Annotated in this window: 16 protein-coding genes; 2 read left to right on the top strand and 14 right to left on the bottom strand. The window is 29.1% G+C overall.

Annotated elements, in window-relative coordinates; translation table 11 throughout:
* Together I6E31_09935 and I6E31_09930 are read left to right on the top strand one after the other, a co-directional pair.
* Window positions 1-520, top strand: a 520-nt coding sequence (locus I6E31_09935) for an ABC transporter ATP-binding protein (GenBank protein MCF2640285.1), incomplete at its 5' end; no start/stop codon positions are given.
* A 32-nt stretch (window positions 521-552) separates the two neighbouring features.
* A complete protein-coding gene (locus I6E31_09930; GenBank protein ID MCF2640284.1) occupies window positions 553-1,287 on the top strand; it encodes a glycerophosphodiester phosphodiesterase in 735 nt (244 codons plus the stop codon).
* 456 nt (window positions 1,288-1,743) lie between these two features.
* On the opposite strand, the gene I6E31_09925 is transcribed toward I6E31_09930, so the two are convergent.
* The 14 genes from I6E31_09925 to I6E31_09860 form a co-directional block, all read right to left on the bottom strand.
* Window positions 1,744-3,048, bottom strand: a complete 1,305-nt coding sequence (locus tag I6E31_09925) for a TRAP transporter large permease (protein MCF2640283.1) — start codon at window positions 3,046-3,048, stop codon at window positions 1,744-1,746.
* Between the two features lie 4 nt (window positions 3,049-3,052).
* On the bottom strand, window positions 3,053-3,529 hold the full coding sequence (locus I6E31_09920) for a TRAP transporter small permease (GenBank protein MCF2640282.1): 477 nt from the start codon (window positions 3,527-3,529) through the stop codon (window positions 3,053-3,055).
* On the bottom strand, window positions 3,529-4,551 hold the full coding sequence (locus I6E31_09915) for a TRAP transporter substrate-binding protein (protein MCF2640281.1): 1,023 nt from the start codon (window positions 4,549-4,551) through the stop codon (window positions 3,529-3,531). Before I6E31_09915 ends, I6E31_09920 begins: the two co-directional genes overlap by 1 nt.
* 27 nt (window positions 4,552-4,578) lie before the next feature.
* Window positions 4,579-6,189 (bottom strand): mannitol dehydrogenase family protein, encoded by a 1,611-nt coding sequence (locus I6E31_09910; protein ID MCF2640280.1) that lies wholly within the window; start codon window positions 6,187-6,189, stop codon window positions 4,579-4,581.
* A gap of 22 nt (window positions 6,190-6,211) precedes the next feature.
* Window positions 6,212-7,258 (bottom strand): mannonate dehydratase, encoded by a 1,047-nt coding sequence (gene uxuA, locus I6E31_09905; GenBank protein ID MCF2640279.1) that lies wholly within the window; start codon window positions 7,256-7,258, stop codon window positions 6,212-6,214.
* A gap of 25 nt (window positions 7,259-7,283) precedes the next feature.
* A complete protein-coding gene (uxaC, locus tag I6E31_09900) occupies window positions 7,284-8,690 on the bottom strand; it encodes a glucuronate isomerase (protein ID MCF2640278.1) in 1,407 nt (468 codons plus the stop codon).
* Between the two features lie 248 nt (window positions 8,691-8,938).
* A complete protein-coding gene (locus I6E31_09895) occupies window positions 8,939-11,062 on the bottom strand; it encodes a helix-turn-helix transcriptional regulator (protein MCF2640277.1) in 2,124 nt (707 codons plus the stop codon).
* Between the two features lie 132 nt (window positions 11,063-11,194).
* Window positions 11,195-12,385, bottom strand: coding sequence for a glycoside hydrolase family 88 protein (locus I6E31_09890; GenBank protein ID MCF2640276.1), 1,191 nt, complete (start codon window positions 12,383-12,385; stop codon window positions 11,195-11,197).
* A 17-nt stretch (window positions 12,386-12,402) separates the two neighbouring features.
* Entirely contained in the window at window positions 12,403-14,766 is a 2,364-nt protein-coding gene (locus I6E31_09885; GenBank protein ID MCF2640275.1) for a polysaccharide lyase 8 family protein, read from the bottom strand.
* A 14-nt stretch (window positions 14,767-14,780) separates the two neighbouring features.
* Window positions 14,781-19,481, bottom strand: a complete 4,701-nt coding sequence (locus tag I6E31_09880) for a hypothetical protein (GenBank protein ID MCF2640274.1) — start codon at window positions 19,479-19,481, stop codon at window positions 14,781-14,783.
* Window positions 19,482-19,508: 27 nt separating this feature from the next.
* A complete protein-coding gene (locus tag I6E31_09875; GenBank protein ID MCF2640273.1) occupies window positions 19,509-21,077 on the bottom strand; it encodes an extracellular solute-binding protein in 1,569 nt (522 codons plus the stop codon).
* 15 nt (window positions 21,078-21,092) lie between these two features.
* The gene (locus I6E31_09870) at window positions 21,093-21,959 is read right to left on the bottom strand and encodes a carbohydrate ABC transporter permease (protein ID MCF2640272.1); all 867 of its coding nucleotides are present in this window, start codon (window positions 21,957-21,959) and stop codon (window positions 21,093-21,095) included.
* Between the two features lie 32 nt (window positions 21,960-21,991).
* Entirely contained in the window at window positions 21,992-22,894 is a 903-nt protein-coding gene (locus I6E31_09865) for a sugar ABC transporter permease (GenBank protein ID MCF2640271.1), read from the bottom strand.
* 12 nt (window positions 22,895-22,906) lie between these two features.
* A partial coding sequence (locus tag I6E31_09860) for a TOBE domain-containing protein (GenBank protein ID MCF2640270.1) occupies window positions 22,907-23,313 on the bottom strand: 407 nt, incomplete at its 5' end.

Raw genomic sequence — 23,313 nt, 5'->3', positions numbered from 1 at the left:
GACAATGGGAGATAGAATTTGTGTATTAAACTATGGAAAGATAATGCAAGTTGATACACCATTAAATCTATACCACAAACCAGCAAATAAATTCGTAGCAGGATTCATAGGATCTCCAGCGATGAACTTTGTTGTAGGGACATTAGAAAAAACTGAAAATGAAACTGTATTTACTTTTGGAGAAAATAAGCATATAGTACTTCCAAAAGAAATGAGAGAAAAAGTAAAAAATCATATAGGTAAAAAGGTTACTTTAGGAATAAGACCTGAAAATATTGGAAATACTCTAACTAACCCTGATGGAGATAAAAATAATTTTATCACTGGGAATATAAGTGTTGTAGAATATATGGGAAATGAAGAGTTTCTTCACTTCTCAATAGATGGAAATGAATTCACTTCAAGAATAGAAAGTAGAAAAAGCTTAGGACTTTCATATGGTGAAACTGGTAGTTTCTATTTCAATATGGAAAAGGCTCATTTCTTTGATATTGACACAGAGGAAAATATTACTTTATAATTATAATAAATTTAATTTAAATAGGTGATCTTATGACTAAAAATTTTGCTCATAGAGGTTTTAGTGGAAAATACCCTGAAAATACTCTATTGGCATTTGAAAAGGCTGTTGAAGCTCAAGCTGATGGAATTGAATTAGATGTTCAATTAACAAAAGATGGAGAAATAGTTATTATTCACGATGAAACTATTGATCGTACAACTAATGGAAAGGGATTAGTTGTAGATTATACTTATGAAGAGTTAGAAAAATTTGATGCTTCATACATCTATACTGGACAATTTGGATTTAATAAAATACCTACTTTAAGAGAATACTTTAATCTTATAAAAGATACAAATATTATAACTAATATTGAATTAAAAACTGGTATCAACGAATATAAAGGAATAGAAGAAAAAGTTTATAACTTAATTAAAGAGTTTCAACTTGAGAATAGAGTTATTATTTCAAGCTTTAACCATTATAGTGTGTTGAGAATGAAAGCTATAGCTCCTCGTATCAAATGTGGTTTCCTTACTGAAACTTGGATTCTTAACCCCAGCAAATATATTAAAAATTACTGTGTTGAATGTTACCATCCACACTTTGCTATGTTGACACCTAAAATAGTAAATGAACTTAAAACTTTAGGAATTGAGATCAATACTTGGACAGTTAATAAAGAAGAGGATATTAGAGATATGATAGTAAAAGGAATTGATATTATTATTGGAAACTTCCCTGATTTAACTAAAAAAATTATTGATGAAACTTTAAATAAATAATAAATAAAAACTGTGTATATCAAAATTAATTGATTTGCACAGTTTTTTTATTTATTAAATTATAATTTATCATTCTAATAAGAAATAAAAATAGATTATTCCTAACATCAAGTTGACGTAATTTGGAAGTGAATATTAGAAGCCCTCAGTGAAATGCAGTTAAGAAAATGCAACGTGTTTGAGTGGAGCTTGCGAAGCGAGTTTTGCATTTTCAACGGAATGAGCAATAGGGATTCTTTATTCACTGACATGGAGTCAACTTGATGTTAAAAGAGAATAGAGATAACTTAACTTAACTAATAATCGCTAAAAGCAAAGGTACTTTGTCAAAATCTAGCAATGTGCTAGATAACTGAGCTTAGTTAGATATATTATAGTTTATATGAAAAAAACTGCTAAAACTGATAATCTAAACTATCAATTTATAGCAGTTTCTTTTATTTATATATTAGCACTTTATTTAGCTAGTCCACTTAATATAGGTAGATACATTGAAAGTTGTGGAAGATATGTTACTAACATTAGAACAATTATTATTACTGCATAGTATTTTATTAGTTCTCCCATAACATCTTCTATTTTTAAGTTTCCAACTTTAACTCCAACAAATAGTGTATTTCCAACTGGTGGAGTAATATTTCCTATACATAAGTTAAATACAATTATAATTCCAAATTGAATAGGGCTCATTCCAAAAGATTTTACTATTGGAAGGAAAATTGGAGTAAATATCAATATAGCTGGTGTTACATCCATAAATGTTCCTATGAATAGTAATAATAGGTTCATTAATAATAGAATTATAAATTTATTTTCAGTTATTCCTAAGATTAAGCTAGAAATTGCTTGAGGTACACCTGTAAATGCCATTACCCATGACATGATTGTTGATACTCCAATTAAGAATACAATTACTCCTGTCATTTTTGCACTTTCTTCAAATATCTTAATTAATCCTTTAAAATCTATTGTTCTGTAGAAAATCATTGATAATAGAAGAGTATAAACAACTGCAACAACTGATCCTTCTGTTGGTGTGAATATTCCTCTAATGATTCCTCCAATAACGATTACTATTAAAGCTAGTGATGGAAGAGCGTCTAAGAAAGTTGATACAACAACTTTAAATTTAACTCCTGCTTTCCCCTTCATTCCTCTACTTCTAGCAAGGAAGAAAGTTAAGATCATACAACCTACACCCCATAAAATTCCAGGAATATACCCTGCCATAAATAGAGCTGCTACTGATGTTCCTCCACTTACAAGAGAGTATACAATCAATGAGTTTGAAGGTGGTATAAGTAATCCTGTTGGTGCAGTTGCAATATTAACTGTTGCACCTAATTTTTTATCATATCCCTCTTCTTCTTCCATTGGTAGTAAAATTCCTCCCATAGCTGCACAAGCTGCTACTGAAGATCCTGAAATAGCTCCAAACATCATATTAGCTAATACGTTAGTTTGCATTAAAGATCCAGGAATTCTACCTGTTAAAGATTGAGCAAATGCTACCACTTTTTTAGCTATACCACCTTGATTCATAATATTTCCTGCTAAAATGAAGAATGGAATAGCTATTAATGTAAAGTTTGAAATCCCTGAGAATATTCTTTGTGCTCCTGTTACAAGAGTATTATCTAATGCTAATGATGGAAGTATTGCAAGTATTGATGATAATCCAATACTTATTGCAATTGGAAATCCAAGAAGAAGTGTTACTATTAAAACACTAAACATAATTAATGCTGTAGTTAATACCATATTCCTATGCCTCCTTTGAATTTTTCATTAAATCAACAATATTAAGGATACTGTATATAGATGTCATAACTCCACAAACTGGAATAACTAGATAGATATATCCCATTGAAATTTTTAGAGCTGGAGTCATTTGAGTCATACTTAATGAAGTTATATAACTTCCTCCACCTACTAGTACTCCTAATGCAAATAGTAAAATTACTAATTCTGTAATTACAGCTACTGTTCTTTGAGCATTTTTAGTGAATTTTTCAATAAAGAATACCATACGCATATGATCTCTTTTTCCAAAGATATATGATGCTGCAAACATTGACATCCATGCAAATGAATAAGATATTAATTCCTCAGATATTGTACTTGGAGATTTAAATACATATCTTACTAGAATTTGATAAGTTCCTACTACAGTCATTAGCATAAAAAGAACAACACATATAAATAAAATAAGTTTATCTAAACCTTTTCTTATTCCTTCCATTAGTTTTTACCTCCTTTTATCTCTTTTCCAATCTCTTGAATCTTATCATAAATTGGTTTTAATTTAGGAGTTGCTGCTAATACTTCATCATGAAGAGGAAGAACTCTCTCTTGGAAAGCTAAAACATCTGGATAAATAAATTCTACATTCATCTCTTTAGCTTGTTGAATAGCTTTATTAACTGATTCTCCCCAAGCTTCTCTTTGAACTTTTGATATAATAGTAAATCCTTCATCAAAAATAGCTCTCTCTTCTGGTGATAAACTATTTAAGAATCTTAAGTTTCCTATTACAATATCTGGTACCATTTGGTGCATATTATATGAATAATATTTACAAACTTCCCCATGTTTATTACTTGTTAAAGCAAGTTCATTATTTTCAGCTCCATCAATAACACTTTGTTGTAAAGCTGTATAAACTTCTCCAAATCCCATTGGAGTTGCTGCTCCACCAAATAATTCCATCATTCTAATATTTGATGCTGATTGTTGTACTCTAATTTTTAACCCCTTTAGATCATCAGGTGTTCTTATTGGTTTTTTTACAGTATAGAAGTTTCTTGTTCCTGCATCTAACCATGCTACTGCTTCAAATCCAGATTTTTCTGTTGAAGTAAATATTGGTTTAATTAACTCTTTGTTATCCATTACTGCATGATAGTGCTCTGGACTATTAAATAAATATGGTAGGTTAAATATTTGATATATATTATCGAAACTTTCAAGAATAGCGTTACTTGCTACTGTAAAGTTTATTGCCCCTGTTTGTGTAAGTTCAACTGTATTTACTTGTGAACCTAAAAGTTCGTTAGGGAATATTTGTACATCATATTTATCTCCTAATTTACTTTCAATAAATTCTTCAAAAGCTAAAAGTCCTATATTTGTAGGGTGATCTGCAGCTTGGTTGTGAGATACTCTTATTATTGTTTTACTGTCACTTTTTCCACAAGATGTAAATATTAATAGTGTTCCTAATGTAAGAATTGTGCTTAAAAATATTTTAAATACCTTTTTCATTAAGTCCTCCCCTAATAAATTTATTATCTAATCTACTAAATATTTTTTTAATGTGTTTTTAACTGCATCTTTACCAGCTAACATCTCAACAAAGTATTTTTCAATTAAATCTGATAATCCAACTTCTTCTAAATCTACCCCAAATATCATTTTATTTTTTAATACTTCTTTTAATTGTCCATTATATGTTTCTGGTTTTCCAAATTCTATTCCTGAAATGCTTTCTTTTAACATATCTAACATTGGATCACTACTAATAGATCTTTCATTTCCATTATCATCTAATCCCATAAGATATCTAAACCATCCAGCATACACCATTGGAATATATTTTAATGTTTTTACATCTAAATCTTTGCTATTTAAGTAAGATTTAATTGTTTCTCCAAATCTTATTCCAACTTTTTGAGAAGTATCTGTTGCTATTCTCTCAGGTTGATCTGGAATAAATGGATTTGGGAATCTTTCATTTACTACTTCATCTATAAACGCTTTTGGATCTAAGATTCCAGGGTTCTCAACAACTGGAAGAGCTTCATTATATCCAATATTTTTTATTAATTTATTTAAAAGAGAATCATTTACAGTTTCATAGATAGTTTTATAGTTAAATAGACATCCATATACTGCTAATGTTGTATGTAGAGGGTTTAAGCAAGTAGTTACTTTCATTCTTTCTGTTTTTTCAACAGTTTCTCTATCAGTAACATATACTCCCGCTTCTGATAATTCTATTTGTGGTTTTCCATTTGGGAATTTATCTTCTACTACAAAATATTGTGGAGCTTCAGCATTTACAAATGGAGCTGTAAAACTATTTCTTTCAGTTACAACTATATCCATATTTTCAAATCCTAGCTCTTCTAAATGTTTTTCAATTACTTCTGCTGGTCTTGGAGTAATTTTATCTATCATAGATACTGGAAATGCTACTACTGAATCATTAGATACATAATCTAAAAACTCTCCTTCTACAAAGTTTTTAGCTATCCATTGATTTGCTATCTCTATTACTGCTGCTCTTATTCTATCTCCATTACCTGCACAGTTATCCATACTTACAATACTAATAGGTGTTTTTCCATTTTTAAATCTAGCATATAAAAGTGATGTAAGAATACTCATTACATGTTTAGCATTTTCTGGACCATTTTCAAAATCATCTTGTATAACTTTGAAGAATTCTCCATTAGGTGCTTTTAAATTGTATCCTTTTTCTGTGATTGTAAAACTTATCATTTGAAGAGATGGAGCGATAGCTATATCCATTAATTTTGCTTTTTCACTACTAATTTTAACACTATCTACAATACTTCCAATAATTTCATTTTCAAATTCTCCATTTTTAAATAAAGTTACTAACATTGTTAAGTTATCATATGGAGTATATACTTTATCTATTATCTCTTCGTCAAAACTTTCAGCTACGATTATTCCTGTATCTTCTAGTCCTTTATTTAAAAGATTTTGTGCCATTTTCCCTATGTATGCTCTGAAAATATTACCAGCACCAAAATGTAACCATTTTGGTGCTTTGTTTGTATTTTCTTTGATTTTTTCTATATCATACATAGGAGTTTTTACTATACCTTTTAAAGAAGTTTCTATATTATTTAACTCTTTTAAACATAATTTCATTTTAACTCCTCCTAGTAAAATACTATTTTAATTTCTCAAGAGTATCCCAAATTCCAGTAATATAACTTGCTCCTAGAGCTCTGTCATATAATCCATATCCTGGTTTTCCAGTTTCTCCCCAAATCATTCTTCCGTGGTCTGGTCTTAAATATCCATCAAAATTATTTTTGTGTAACGCTTTCATAATTCCAACTATATCTAATGATCCACAAGATGCACAGTGTGCTGACTCTTCAAAACTTACTCCATCTTCAAGAAGTTTTACGTTTCTTACATGCATAAAGTGAATTCTTCCCATTGCACTGTATTTATCTACTAATTTAACCATATCATTGAAACTTCCACTTCCAAGTGATCCTGTACAAAGTGTAAGTCCATTGTATTTGCTGTCCACTAATTTTAAGAATCTATCTAAGTTTGCTTCATTAGTTATGATTCTTGGTAGACCAAATATTGGCCAAGGTGGATCGTCAGGGTGGATAGCCATTTTGATATCACACTCTTCAGCTACTGGAATAATTTCTTTTAAGAAATATTCTAAGTTAGCCCAAAGTCCCTCTTCTCCTATCTCTTTATATTGTCTGAATAATTCAGCCATCTCTTCTTTAGTGTAACTTGAATCCCATCCTGGTAGTGATAGGTTGCTGTTTAAAGGATCTAATTTGTCAACTTGATCTTTATAGTAAACTAGAGCTGTTGATCCATCTTCTAGTTCTTTATCTAATTGAGATCTAGTCCAGTCAAATACTGGCATAAAGTTGTAACAAATTACTTTTACTCCTGCTTTTGCTAGGTTTCTTATGTTCTTTTTATAGTTCTCAATGTAAAGTTCTCTTGTAGGTAGTCCTAATTTAATATCTTCATGTACTGGTACACTTTCAATAACGTCAAAGTGAAGTCCTGCATTTTCAACTTTAGCTTTTAAAGTGTTTATTCTGCCCATATCCCACTCTTGTCCAACTGGTACATCATATACAGCTGTAACAATACTGTGCATTTTAGGTATTTGTCTTATGTATTGAAGACTTACTGGATCTGAATCTCCATACCATCTAAATGATAGTTTCATATTTTCCCTCCTTAAACTGTTTTGGTTATATATCTAAATTAAAATAATTTTTTGCATTATTAAAACAAATTTCCTTAATCATAGGCTCTAAGATCTCTCTATCATAAGGAATTTCTCCCTCTTCTACCCAAGTTCCTACTAGATTACACATAATTCTTCTGAAGTATTCATGTCTTGTGTATGAAAGGAAACTTCTTGAGTCTGTAAGCATTCCTACAAATCTTCTTAATAATCCTAAATTTGCAAGAGCTGTCATCTGTCTAGTCATTCCATCTTTTTGATCATTGAACCACCAACCAGATCCAAATTGAATCTTTCCAGGAACTTTTCCATCTTGGAAGTTTCCTATCATAGTTCCAAACATCTCATTGTCATTAGGATTTAAACAGTAAAGAATTGTTTTTGGTAACTCTTCTGTTTTGTCTAATTCATTTAATAATCCAGAGATACATCTTGCGTAATTATAATCTCCAATTGAGTCAAAACCAATATCTCCACCTAATTTATTAAACATTCTTGAGTTATTATTTCTCAATGCTCCAACGTGGATTTGCATTGCTAGATTATATTTGTTATATACTCTTCCAAGATTGATTATTAAAGCTGTTTTATATGCTTCAACTTCTTCAACAGTTAATTCCTCTTTTGCAAGAGCTTTTTTAAATATTCTCTCTACCTCTTCAGCAGTAGCTAATTTAAAGAATGGAACTTCAATACTGTGGTCTGTAACTACACATCCTTTTGATACAAAGAACTCAACTCTTTTTTCCATAGCTTCCATTAAAGATACAAAACTATCTATTTTTACTTCTGAAACTTTTTCAAGTTTTTCAAGCCATTGAAGATATTCTGCTCTCTCTATAAATATAGCTTTATCTGGTCTAAATGTTGGTAGAACTTTTACTCCAGACTCTTTATCTTGAGCTATTATCTCATGATATTCAAGAGTATCTATTGGATCATCTGTTGTGCATAAAGCTTTTACATTAGCATTTTTTATAAGTGCTTTTGCTCTAAAGTTTTCTGTTTTTAAAAGTTCATTAGCTTTATTCCAAATAACTTCAGCATTCTTTCTATTTAATACCTCTTCTATTCCAAAGAATCTTTTTAATTCTAAGTGTGACCAGTGAAATAGTGGATTTCCATAAGCATATTCCATAGTATCTACAAAAGCTAAAAACTTATCATAGTCACTTGCATCTCCTGTAATGTATTTTTCATCTACACCATTAGAACGCATTGCTCTCCATTTATAGTGGTCTCCATATAGCCATATTTGAGTAAGATTATCATAACTTTTATTTTCAGCAATCTCTTTTGGGCTTAAATGACAATGAAAATCAAAGATAGGCATTTTTTCAGCATATTCATGATATAGTTCTTTACTGATATCGTTTTTCAATAAAAAGTCTTTGTTCATAAATTCTTGCATGATATTCCTCCTACAATTAAATTATTATCTGTCGAATTATTTTTTGCATACTTGTATACAAGTATAATATATTATTTTATACAATAAGTCAATGATTTTTTTATGATAAGATTTATTATAATAGTTTTACATCCGTTTTAGAACACTAATATTTATAATAAAGTTAGAATTAATTAGTGTTACTATTTTAATTTATCAAAATAGAACATAAAAAAAACTTTCCCTATTACGAGAAAGTTTTCTTTTTTCTATTCTTCATGTTCCCCTATTCCAAAATATTTTCCTGGAGAAACACCCTCATATTTTCTAAAAATTCTTATAAAAGTATTAGAACTATTATAACCTACCAATTCTGCTAACTCTTTTATTTTAAGATCTTTATTATACTCCATAAACTCTTTAGCTTTTTCTAATCTATATATATTTAGATAATTTTTAAAATTATCTCCCATAACCTTTTTAAACAATACACTTGTATATTTAAAAGAGTGTCCTAAATAATCAGCTAAGTTATCCAAAGAGATATCTACCATATAATTTTCTTCTAAGAATTTTTCTATCTTTATCTTAATACTTTCAGCATCATTACTCTCTTTTACCTTTGTATATTTACAGATCTCTAAAAGTTTTTCTTCAAATTTCTCTCTAATTTTTCCTAGCTCACTTAGTTGTAAAATCTCTTCAGCATTAAAAATCTTTATATCTATATCTCTATTCATCTCTTTTAATTGAATAAAGATACGCCCAAGTGTATTATACAAAAGCCCTGTAAACTCTTTAAGATATTTTTTATCTATCTCTTTACTATTTTTACTATCAAATATCTCTTCTAAAGTTCTTCTTACACTTAATTCATTTGAACTTAATGTTCTTAAAATTAATTTTGCTTCTAATTCTATTGGATAATAGTATTTATTCATATTTTCTTCATCTATCAACTCTTCAAAAATAACTTTTTTCTCTTTAAATACAAATTTATAATCCAACAGTTTTTTAGCTGCTCTATATGCTTGTGGAAGTTCTTCCATCTCACTATAACTTTTAGTTATAGCAGCAGTAAATCTTAAAGAGTAATTTCTCTCTATATGAGTTACTATACAGTTAAATATCTCTTGTAACTCCTCTGTTGTAAAAATATCTTCTAAAACAAAAGCTATACTTTTGTAATCTATATCTATCTCTTCACATAAAACATCTTCTGAAAAATATTTCATCATTAGCTCTTTAGATAGATTAAACTTATTGAAAATATTATCCACTGAATCAATATCAAATATCTCCATTATAATTACCCTATATTTTTTTATTTTTAAAATTTTAGCATCTTCCAAGGCAACTATTCCCAATTTTTCTGTAAGCCCTATTAAATAATCTTTTATCTTTTTTCTTCTTTGATATACTCTCATATCACTTATTTTATACTCTAAATCTCTGTTTTTTAAATTTATCTCCTGTATCTTATGCTCTATATAATCCAACTCTTTTTCATTGGTATCACTCATATATCCCAAATTTATTGCAAGTTTTTTTATAGGTTTTACTACAAAATATTTTATTAGATTTCCTAATAAAAATAAAACTGCAAAAATAAATGTTATTTTTAATACTTCATTTAAGAAAATAGATTCAACACTTATTCTAGGGGGTATATAGATTATTTTTTCATAAAAATATGGGATTATAAAGATTTTTGCTCTTCTTTTCTTTTCAATATCACTAAGACTTAATTTTTTTTTGCTATCTCCTAAATTAATAAGTTTATCTTTATTAGTTATATACCAATTATCTAACTCTAATTTTATCTCTGAAAAGAAGTCATTTTCATTTAATGAAGCTATCCAAAAAATATCATCTCTATCAAAAAGATTGTCATCTTTAAAAATAATATTTATCTTTTCTTTATCTTTTAGAATAACTCTTTTTCTATTTTCATCATTTAAAAATTTTGAAAAACCTTTCAAATATTCAATTTTATCTATTGTTCCTGTTGAAGTAAAAACAATATTTTCATTTCCATCAATAATATTAATGCTACAACCTATAATACCATAAATAGTATTTGTCTTTTTTAATTCATCAAAAAGTTTTAATTTTTTATATTGCTTATTGTGTAACTTATTTTTTCTAAAGAAATAATCATTAAATTCCTTGCTAGTTTTAAAATCATATATTGTCATATTTAAAAAAGTAAATTTTTTATCTATACTTTTATAAATCTCTTCTACTCTTAAACTTTCATCTCTCTCTTTGGCTTTAAAAATAATATAAGTTCTATAACTACTTAAAATTAAAATTATTATAATTAATATAAAACATATTATTCTATTAGTTCTATTTTCTAATTTTATTTTTATTCTTTCATTTATATTCACTAATATCCTTCTCTCCCTCAATCTTATCAATTAATTTAATTATAACATTTTCAAAGAGATTTTTAAAATAAAAACTCTAAAGTATAAAAGTTAATTTATACCTTAGAGTTTTTTTATTAGTATTTTTTTATATTACCAGTATTTTTTCCATTCTGGTTTCATTATTCTTACAAGAGCTTCCATATAGAAGTAATCTCCCCATATACAACACTCTTCTACACCAATTCCATGTGGTTTACTGTAAACAGCTTCTTTAAGAAGTCCATTACATCTTTCCATATCTTTTGTTGAGTAGTTTTTAATTAATGAGTTCATTATTCTCTTAACTGCATTTTGATAGATTTTTTTGTCTGGATCTGAATCTGGAAGATATTTATCCATTTCTAACATTCCACAAACTGCTATTGCTGCTGCTGAACTATCTTTTTCTTCTCCAGAAAGATCATCGAAACTTAAATCCCAATAACATACATCATCAGCTGGTAAGTGATTTAAGAAGTAGTTTGTTACTCTTTTATAAAGATCTATAAATTTCTCATCTTTTAAATAGCTATATGCTAGAGGGAATCCATATACTCCCCATGCTTGTCCTCTTGCCCATGCTGAGTTATCTGATGCACCTTGTGCTGTAACTCCTTTAACTGGTTTTCCTGTTTCTGGGTCGAAGTAATAAGTGTGGTGAGTTGAGCTATCCTCTCTTAATACTACACTTGCTGCTGTATTTATATGTTTAGTTGCTATCTCTCTAAATTTAGGATCTCCAGTTGCTTCTGTTGCCCAGAATAATAGAGGTACATTTAGGTTACAATCTATTATTAATCTATATGCTGTAGGGTCATCTAATTCTCCCCAAGCTTGAATAAATTGTCCTTTCTCTTTAAATCTTCCCATTAAGTGAGTTGCAGCTTTAATTCCAGCTTCTTTTGCAAGATTGCTTCCTGTAATTTTGTAATCAGCTACAACTGATGGAGTATATAAGAATCCTAAGTCATGATGGTTTACTGCCACTTTATTTGTAATTCTTTCATCATAGCTTTTTGTTTGGAAAGATGCTACTTTTCTATATCTCTTTTCTCCTGTAACTTCATAAGCTAGCCATAATATTCCTGTCCAGAATCCACTTGTCCAGTCATCCCATTCTCCTGCATTTAAGATTCCAGGATATACATAATCTGTACTTGCTGGTCTTGGGAAAGTGTTTATAAATGTTCTTGCATTTCTATCTATTTTTGTTAATGCTTCATGTAATGCACTATATAATGTTTCCTTAGATAGCTCTACATCTTGTGAAAATTTTTCTCTTGTTTCTTTAGTTAATTCCATTTTAACCTCCATAATATTTATTTAACTTTTTTTAATTTTATTGTTTCTGTTGCTCCATTGTTTCTTAAATCTATTTCTATTCTTGTTAGATTATTTCTATTTGTTACTTTTATATCTTTACTACTGCTTTCTTCTAATTCATATGTACCATCTATCTCAAAGATTGAATTCTTTTTCATCAATTGAGTTGGCTCACTTACTGCAATTAAAAGCCCATTGTTATTCTCTTTTACAATCATTGTTGCAGTTGAGAAAGATCTAATATTTCTAAATTTAACTGGAAGATCTTTCCAGAAATTTATTCTGACTACTCTATTTTCATTATCTTCAACAGCATGAATCTTTTCATCGCTTTGAACTAATTTCAATGAGTTTAAATTATAATTTTTAACTTCTTCCTCTTTAAACATTGGGAAAATTAGATAACTGAATTTTTGATCTTTTGGATTTTTACCATGATTTATATAGATAGTAACATATTTTTTAACTATCTCTTTACTGTCTGTTCCACCAATAGATTTCCAATCTCCTTTTCTTTCCTCAAATTTGATCTCTACTTTTGGAGCATCTATTATTCTATATCCAATAGTTTCTTCAGGATAGTTTCCTACAAACATTATAGTCATATCTTTAGGATTTTCTATAACTGTTGATTCTGTTATCTCCTTACCATTTACTATTAATTTTCCACTTTTTAAAATTCTGTTATCTATTGTTGTATGAATCTCCCCTTCATTAGATGAAAGTGAATCTCCATATACAGCAACAACTCCATCTTCTGTAAATAAATAAGATTTTTTTACTTTTAATGCTTTATTCCATGAAAGCATATCCATTCCTACAAAAGTTTCTCCGTTATTTACTCCACCAACCCAAGCTTTTGGTGTAGTAATCCCTCTTCTTTCCCCTGATCTATCTCCTCTAACTTTTAAGCTATTTGTTACTCCAGGTAGATGATACATATCCACAGTTGGCCAAAATTCAGTATATGCACTTGAATCATTTCCATAAATATATGTCATTCCATCACCTGTAAACCACCCTTTAAGATTTTCACCATTCATTGTTTCAAAATTAGCTATTCTTGAAGAGTGCATTGATAGAGCAAATGCTCCACCATTTTTATTTTTACTTATAGCTCTATCCATAGAGTGGAACATCTTATTTCCCACAATATTTCTAGTTTTTATACTTTCATCTTCAACTATATCTCTAAGAATACCAAGTATAGTTCTATTACCTGACATCTCTAAAATATTAAATGAATTGTTAGAGAAAATATTTGTTTTTATTAACTCTTGTAATCTAACTCTATACTCATCACTTGCCCCTTCTGACAACATTGCTAAAGAGTTGATTACATCTCTTCCACGTAAAAGATCACTTGTCTTATTTCTTGATATCGCTCTTCCACTAACTGAATCATTCATTCCACCATTTATAAACAGATATCCATATCCATTTAAAATAGCTTCATAAATATTATCTAGTTTTTTACTTTTTATTTCAAATTCTGTATCCTTTACTAGATAAAGTATTCCACCTAGTCCATTAAATAATACTGAAGCATATGTTCCATTGTAAGCTACATTATTATGTTGAATAAATGAACTATCTTTATAAAATCCATCTCCTTTAGTTGCATACTCCCCAACTTCTGTAACTGCTTCTAAAGCATTTTTAACTTCAACTTTATCCTCTAAAAGAACTCCTCTTAAAAAAGATATCATAGCTGTATCTGTTCTGTTTCCTCCAGTTGATACCCTTTTATCTGGTGTAGATGAGTATGAAGCTGTTGCTCCTGCTCCACTATATCTTGCATCTGGTTGGAAAAATTTTGTTGCTCCTAAATATTTTTCCACTTTCTCTTTTGGAATATCTCCATTCATTAAAATAAGAATGTCATTTACTGCTTTAGGTATTCCAAGTTCCCAATGCCACCAGTTTCCAATCTCTGGAAGTCCTTCATGGTAAGCATTATCATATAGCCAATCCATTCCAGCTATTATTTGATTTTTTACCTCTTCATTTTTATAAAATTTTGTACCTCTAGTAGCATATCCCTTTGCAATATTTTTTATAGCATTATAGCTATTTAATATTTGAATACCACTTTTCATATCCTCTTTTTCATCAAGAAAATATCTTTTATTTTTCTCTTTATTTATCTGTGTATATGATTTTTCAGCATTTTTCTCATTAGTTTCAACTACCTTCTGTACCTCAGAAGATGACAAATCATCTTCTGAAGTTACTCCAGTTAAAAACTCTCCCCATTTTACTCTTATCTTTTCATAATCATTGGCACTCTTACTAACTTCTTTAGAGAAAGCAGTAACTACCATAATCATCATTAAAATAAATGTTAATATTTTTTTCATTTTCTTCCTCCTAATTAAAAGTTATAAGAAATTCCAATTGTTGGTCTTATAGAGTAATCTCTTGTTTCTTTTCCATAGTCATTACTACTATGATTAGTATTTTTAGTTTTTATAGTTAAAATCTCTCCACCTATCATTCCTGTTAATCCTGGTGTAATAGGTTGATAATATTTTAATCCATATCTAGTTTCATATTTTTCTGCTGCTTTTTTACCATGATCATCTGAAGTATACCAATATCCATTTCCTAATGGCATTCTTGCACTTAATTCAACTCTTCCACCATTTCCAAAGAAATATGTAATTCTAGGTCTTAATTGATTTGATTGATATCTTCTATCTCCTTCAACCTCTCCTTTTACACTAGGTTTTCTAAAGTCATTATCATACCAAGTTTCCTCTCTAAAGTAGTTTACATTAAATCTCCATCTTGGCATAAGTCCATTATAAGTGATTCCATACTCATTTTCTAATTCAAAGTCTGTTTGCCCTTTTCTATATCCCTCATAATCATAAGCTATAATTCCAGTTGTAGAACCTCCAAATATAAATCCATTTCCTAAATTATATGTAAAGTTAGGAGTAAATCTAAATTGATGAAGTCCTCTTGTTAATCTATCCCTTTGAACATATTGAGAAAGTGTTGGTGCAGATGTTGTTTCATTTCTATAACCTATATTAAAGCCATATTTACCCTTTGAGTATTGATCAGACCATCTAGCTTCTGCATGGATTCTTGATTCACTTTTTCTTCTCTCATTTTTATCTAAATTCATTCCTATACCATTACTCATATAATAAGTTTCAAAATAATAAGACCATTTTGTATCTCTATCATTTAAACTTAAAGTAAATTTAGGTTTTAATTTTAAAGATGTAGCATAATCTCCTCTTGAGTGTTCTTCTCCCATAATTGGTTCTGTATAGTAAGATCTATCACTATCATCTTCTCCATCAAGAATAAAACTAGCCACTCCTGTCCATCTTCTAGAATATGGTTTGCTATTTTCTATATTTCCTAAAAGTGGACCTGTAACAAATAGATCAGACATTCTATCCATCTTATACTTAAATCCTGCTTCTACTCTTTCAGCATCATATTCATCAGAATCAGCTTTTGTATAGTTTCCATAGATTGTAAAATCGTCTGTTAGATCTAAAGCTCCATTTAATGAGTAAGAAACTATATTTTCTCTCTCTGCTGTTTCCACTCTATGTGGTGTACTTAGAGCTGATAATTTTAGTTTTTTACCATTTTTTATATTTCCTAGTTCTGTTTCATAATCTACATTTACACCTAATCTATATTTTCTATTAAAAATATACCCATTATTTGAAAGTGATAATCCAATATGTGGTACTACTGAATCATACATTTGTTCATCTACTGGAATATTTTTTATAGTAACATTAGTTTTATTTTCTACATTATCAGGATCTTCATTAATATTTCCTTGAACTATCTTAGTCCAATCAATTCCACCATATAGAGTTACACTATTATTAGAGCTATCATATGGAGTGTAGTATAAAGTTGCTCCTCCACCAAATCCAAATACTGGATAAGTAGAATCATATGTTTGTTCTAACTTTGATTCTTCCCCTTCTTTTGAGAATTTAATATTTCTTGTAACATTAGTATGAGAATAAACAAAGTTTGCATTTGAAACTAAAGTAAGTTTATCTGTAAAATCATAAGCATAATATCCACCTAAATATAGATTATCCATATTAGCTTTACCATGTTTTCCATTTTCAAATTTAGCTTTTCCCTTTGCTCCTCCATAAACTAAACCAAGTTTTCCATTAGGCATAATTTGTTTTTCAGTTATTCCTAAAACTCCATCTTCATTATAATCAACATTTATTAATCCCCCTAATTTATGGTGATTATTTATATAAGCTACCTCTTGATCATATGAATTTAAAGCTTTATCTCTTAATCTGTCTTTATTTAACTCTCTATTTTTTATTGTATTTGATAAAGTTCTTGAGTTAATTGCAGCAAAATCAACTGTATATCCATGAACTCCTCCAGATAGTTGAGTCATAGCATCTGTAAATTGTGAAGCATCTAATAAACCTAATAGTGTTAAACCTGTTTTGAAATCTCCATCTTTAATTTCACCATTTTCACTTTGCTCTAAAGCTTTTCCAAAATCTTCTAATTGAGATTTTCCAACAGCTTCTGTGTAACTATGCTTTTTAGCTATTACATTTCCATTTTCTATTGTATAATCCCACATTGCTGAAGAACCAAAATTAGCTTTAGAAAAATCAATATCCTTATTTAAAATTTCATTAACATTAAACTCTTTTTGTCCTTTAGCTCCATTAAATGCTAATTTTATATTTCCATCTAATATTGTTTGTCCTGATATAAGACCTGTAGAATTTTCTGTTTTATTTGCTAAATCTATAATAAGTTTAGAATCAGCTATTGTTACATTTCCTTCAGCTTTTCCTATATTTTCTGAAATATAATTATCTGTTCCTTCTTTAAATCCGAGAGAAATTGTAGAGTTTTCTATTTTTGAATCTCCTGATTTAGCAACTATCTTTTCATAGTCACTTACATTCAATTTAGAGTGTGTTCCCCCATCTAATGCAAGAACGTCAATACCATTATTTCCTTTTATTTTTCCTGTAATCTTAGAACCTTTTTGAAGAATTACAGCATTGTTAGTATCTTTTCCTGATTCAATAGCAGAACCATTTTCTCCTGCATTTATAGTTCCACTATTAATTAGAATGTTATTTGTTCCTTGATAGAAAAATACTCCAATAGCTCCATTTTCTGCTGTTATATCTCCAGTATTTGTAACAGTTCCTCCTCCTGCTCCAAATTGTATTCCTTTTGCTCCAGTCCCACTTGCTACTATTTGATTCTTATTTGTAAATTCAGCTTTTTCATATAAAATATTTCCGTTTTCATCTTTTTTACTTGCTGCATTCATATAAATTCCAACAGCATTTGTTCCTTCTGTTAGAATATTTCCTTCATTTATTGCTGTTCCTTTATTAACTTGGATTCCTTGCGATCCTCCTGCAACTTCTATATTACTACCTTTATTATTAATAAATTGAGCATTTAGATCATTTACCTGAACTCCTACAGCTCCTTCTTCTCCTAAAACAATATTTCCTGTATCATCTACTTTATATCCTACAAGAATATTTCCTTCATTTATTACTGTTCCTTTTGAGTTTAAGAAAATTCCTTTTGAAACTGTTGTTTTATATTTTGGATTTCCATTTTCATCTAAATCAGGAGTTCCATCTTCTTTAAAAACTTGTTCAACTACTTTTCCTGATACTATTATATTTGAACCTTTTTTATTAGTAAAAGTCCCCTTTCCTCCGAAATATGCTCCTATTCCTCCTAAAGTTATTTCTATTGTTCCTGCATTATTAGCAGTTCCACCATTAGCACCAAAATGAATAGCTTTTGCTTCTACTCCAGATACTAAAATTTGAGCTTTTTCTTTATTTTCAAAATTTCCAGAGCCACCATTTAAATAAACTCCAGTAGCTTTTTTTTCTTCTACTCTAATAACTCCTTGATTTTCAGCTTTTCCTTTAGTTATTTGAAGTCCTTTAGAATTAGTTTTTACATTTATTATTCCATTATTACTAAAAGATGAAATAATTTTACCATTTTCATCCTTAACCTCTTCAGAGACCGCTACTCCTACTCCACTTTTTATCTCTTCTTTATCATTTATTATAGTTGTTGTACTTAAAACATTTATCTGACCTTCATTTTTAAATGTTGCATTTACCCCTTGTAATTGTATCCCTGTTACTATATTTGTATTCTTTATTTCACCTTGTTCATTTGAATTTACATTTATTATTCCTGTATTTTCTATTTCTCCATCTTTTATATAAAATCCTTTTCCTTCTTGTACATTTATAGTTCCACTATTTTCTATTTTTCCACCTGATTGAACTATTCCTGCAGCACCACTTTTTGTAACATTTATTTTAATCTCATTAGTATTTTTAAAATTTCCACCTTTAATATCAAGTTTAGCTGTTTCTCCAGATAAATTTATTTTTCCATTATTTGTGAAACTTCCACCTTGAAGATCTAATCCTGTAGCTCCTGCTGATACATTAATACTTCCTGCATTTGTTACTGTTCCAGCTGTTTGAAGTATTCCTGTTCCTTTTGATACTTTTATTTCTCCCTTATTTGTTATCGTTGAACTTGAATTCTTTAAACTTATCCCTGTTCCATCTAAAATTTCTATTTTTCCTTTAGCTTCATTTATCACATGACTATTTTTACTATTTAAAGTTATCCCTGTGCCACCTGAAACTGTTATTTTCCCTTCTTCTGTGTCTGAACCATTATAAAATTCATTTTTAGCATCTACAAAACTATTGGAATTAGCATATAAATCAATTCCTGTGCCTTTTAATACTTTTATTTCTCCTTTATTTGTTACCTTATTTTGTCCATTTCCCTCTTTATAAATATTATATTTTATTCCTGTTCCACCATTAACTTCAATAACTGAGTCTTTAATAAAAGTTACTTCTGTCTTTTGGTTGTTCCCTGCTATTATATCAACTCCATTTCCTGAAGTTAAATTAGAAATATTTATTTTTTCTTCTTTTGTTACATTTTGATATTTTTGTCCATAACTTTCAGTTTGCATTCCCAATATTATAACTGCCAATAATAGAAACTTTTTATTAACCCCCATTATTTCCTCCAAGTTTTAATTATAGAATTAATCTTCCTTCATAAATCTATCATATGCTGTTTGTTGTATCTCTTTAGATCTTTGAAGTCCAATATCATTTAATCTTTCAATATATCCGTCCCAATCTTTTTCAACATCTGATACACCTAACAACCAGATTTGTGCCATCTCTTCAGTTACATTACGAAGTTGAGATTCTATCTTTAACAACTCTCTAATCTCAGCCTTTGTATATTTCAATACTGGCATTGGTGCTTGAATTGCATCATTTTTCATATACTCATCCATATCTCTTACAGTTACATCTGATGCCCATTGTTTTTCATTTTCTGCATCTTGGAACATTCCTAATCTATATTGTGCTCCTGTCTCTCTTATAACTGCTAAAGCATTTTTTCCTTCAGGATTTTTTAAAACTTTATCTGTAAATTGAGGTTTACCATCAACTAAAGTATATGTATCCCCTTCAATTCCAAAGTTCCATAATCTTCTTCCCTCTTCACTATACCAGAAGTCAAAGTATTTTATGATAGTTACAGGATCTTTAGCTTTATAGCTGATTCCCCAACCACCCATATATGTTGGTCTAGCTGTAGCTGTCTTTCTATTTCCATTGTATTCTGGTGGTAATAATACTGAAAAATCAAATCCCGGAATTACATCTTTCAATTTTTCATTATATGAACCTGTACTTGCAAACCAGTCATTTGTAAATCCACCTAAGTTATTACTTAACATATAGTCTCTTGAAGAAAGTCCTCTTGTAAATACCTCTTGATCTATTAATCCCTCTTTATACCATTTTGCTAAATTGATCATAGCATTTTTATATTCAGGTTCAGCAGGTCCAAATACTGGTTTTCCATCTTTTTCATACCATACAAATTGTGCTTTAAATATATCTGTAAGTGCCATCATTACTTTTCTATTGATATTAGCTCTCAAGAATAAAGGTACTTCATCTTTTTTACCATTTCCATTTGGATCTTGCTCTTTAAATGCTTTTAATACTGTATATAGTTCATCTACTGTTTTAGGCTCTTCCAATCCTAATTTTTTTAACCAGTCTTTTCTTATATAGTAACCTTGTGAACAACTTAAATTAAAGTAGTCATTGTAGTTAGGAATCATATAGATATGTCCATCTGCTGCAATAGCATCTTTCTTATATCTTGGATTTTCTTCCCAGAATTTTTTAATATTTGGTGCATGTTCATCAATAAGGTTTTCTAGTGGAATTAATCCCCCATCTATTCCTAATTTTTCCAATTCATCTGTCAACTCATAAGCGATGATATCTGGAATCAATCCTGAAGATATCATTAAGTTAAATGCTTGAACCTCTTCACTTTGGTTTTTTGAAGCTGTTCCTACTAATTTTACATTTGTCATTTCAAAAGCTTTTTGATATACAGGTAACTCTCCATCAAATGCTTTTCCTAAAAATATTCCAAATATTGTAAATGCCTTTGGTTCTTCTGTTATTACATGTCCCTCTAATTTTCTTTTTGGTCCATCAACTTTTACTTCCTCTACTCCACAACCAATTAATGAAAGTGCAGCAGTTAATCCTATTAGAATTTTCTTTATATTCATTTTTCCTCCCACTAATTATCCTTTTACTGCCCCTAAAGTAACTCCTTTTTTAAAGAATTTTTGAATAAATGGATATACTGTTAATATTGGAATTAATGATAATGCTATTACTGCATAAATTACAGTTTGAGGTGATGTCAAACTTTCCATAGTTATCATTTGACTTGCTTCCCCTGCCATATCTTTTTCAATTATCAGTTTCTTTAAGAATACTTGTAATGGAGCTTTTTTATCATCTATTAATAATACCATTGTCCAAAAATATCCATTCCATCTTGATACTGCATAGAAAAGTGATACTGTTGTCAATGCTGATCCTGATAATGGTATATATATTTTTGTCATTATTTGAAATTGTGATGCTCCATCAATTCTAGCTGATTCCTCTAATGATTTTGGAATAGCTTCAAAGAATGATTTTAAAATAATTACATTAAATGTATTAATTGCAAATCCAAGTATAACCCCTGTATAACTATTGATTAAATATAGATCTCTAAAGTTTAAGTATCTAGGAATAATTCCAGGGTCAAACCACATAGTCATTATAACTAGCATAGTTATTAATTTTCTAAATTTTAATTCTGGTTTTGATAAAACATAAGCTCCTGTTATTGTAAAGAACATACTTACAGCAGTTCCTACCACTGTTATAAATATTGAGTTTCCATATGCTCTCCACATTCCAGTTAGATTCATTGCTGTTTTAAAAGATTCAAATGTAAACCCTTTAGGAAATAGTGTTACAGCTCCAGATTCTACAAAATATGGTTTACTTACTGCTGCTGAAAAAACATATATAATTGGATAGATAAATATACAAGCAAATATTGCTAAAAGAATGTAATTTGCAATATTAAATATTTTCTCATCCATTCCCATCTTTATCTTATTACTCACTTTTTACCCCCTAATTACCATAGACTTGATTGAGTAACTTTTTTACTCCATTTATTTGCACTATATACAAGGATAAATCCTACTAAAGCATTAAATAATCCAACTGCTGTAGCAAGTCCAAAATCTTGCATTAACATACCTGTTCTATATACATATGTACTAATTACATCTGCTGTTGAATAAGTTGCTGGTTGATATAGTAGTAATACTGTTTCAAATGCTACGTTTAACATACTTCCAACTTTTAAAACAAGCATTATTACAATAGTAGGTATTATAGCAGGTATTGTTATATGTCTCAACTGACTAAATTTATTTGCTCCATCTATTCTTGCTGCTTCGTATAGTTGCTCATCTACTGCTGTTAAAGCTGCTAAATATATAACTGCATTAAATCCTGTTGTTTTCCACATATTTAATCCTGTAAATATTCCTCTGAAAAATTCTGGTTTTGATAGGAAATATACCTTTTCAAATCCTAATTTTTCTAACACCATATTTACAACCCCAGTACTTGGAGATAAAACATTTACTGTTATCCCTGTTGCTACAACTATCGCTATAAAATATGGTATAAATGATGCTGTTTGTACTATTGATTTAAAATATTTGTTCTTAACTTCATTTAACATCAAAGCTATTAATATAGCAAATGGAAACTCTAAACATAAACTATAAACATTTAGCATCAATGTATTTTTTAATGTTGTATAGAAATATGGACTTGTTAAAAACTCTTTAAAGTTATATAATCCAATCCATTCACTTCCAGATATTCCTCTAAATAAACTATAATCTTTAAATGCTATTAATAATCCATACATAGGTTTAAACATAAATACTGCATACCATAGTATAAAAGGAAGTAAAATTAAATATAGCATTTTTTGATCTCTATCAAACCCTTTTATCTTCATATTATCTTTCTCCTATAAAGTGATATTTTCTTCTGTTTCAGCATCAAATATATGAGCTCTTTTTATATTGAAGTAGAATTCTCCCTCTTCTCCATATTTTACATTATCTGTTTTTCTTGCTTCTATTCTTGATGTAAACTCACAACCATCTATTGTAAAGTAGATAAACTCTTCATTTCCCATATGTTCTACTACACTTACTTGTCCTTTTAAGAAGTTTATCTTCTCTCCTTCTGGGTGAGTAACTTTGTTTCCAATATTTTCAGGTCTTATTCCTAGAACAACTTTTTTTCCTATATGGCTTTTTACCTTTTCTCCCATCTCTTTTGGAAGTACTAGATGTTTGCTATTGCCAAATATAAAGATTATTCCATCTTCATTTTCTTCAATTACACCATCAACAAAGTTCATCGCTGGAG

The sequence above is a fragment of the Fusobacterium varium genome (assembly GCA_021531615.1).
GTDB classification, from domain to species: Bacteria; Fusobacteriota; Fusobacteriia; order Fusobacteriales; family Fusobacteriaceae; genus Fusobacterium_A; species Fusobacterium_A varium_C.
Note: the sequence above shows the minus strand (reverse complement) of the source record. Positions and strands in the feature narration are given on the sequence as shown.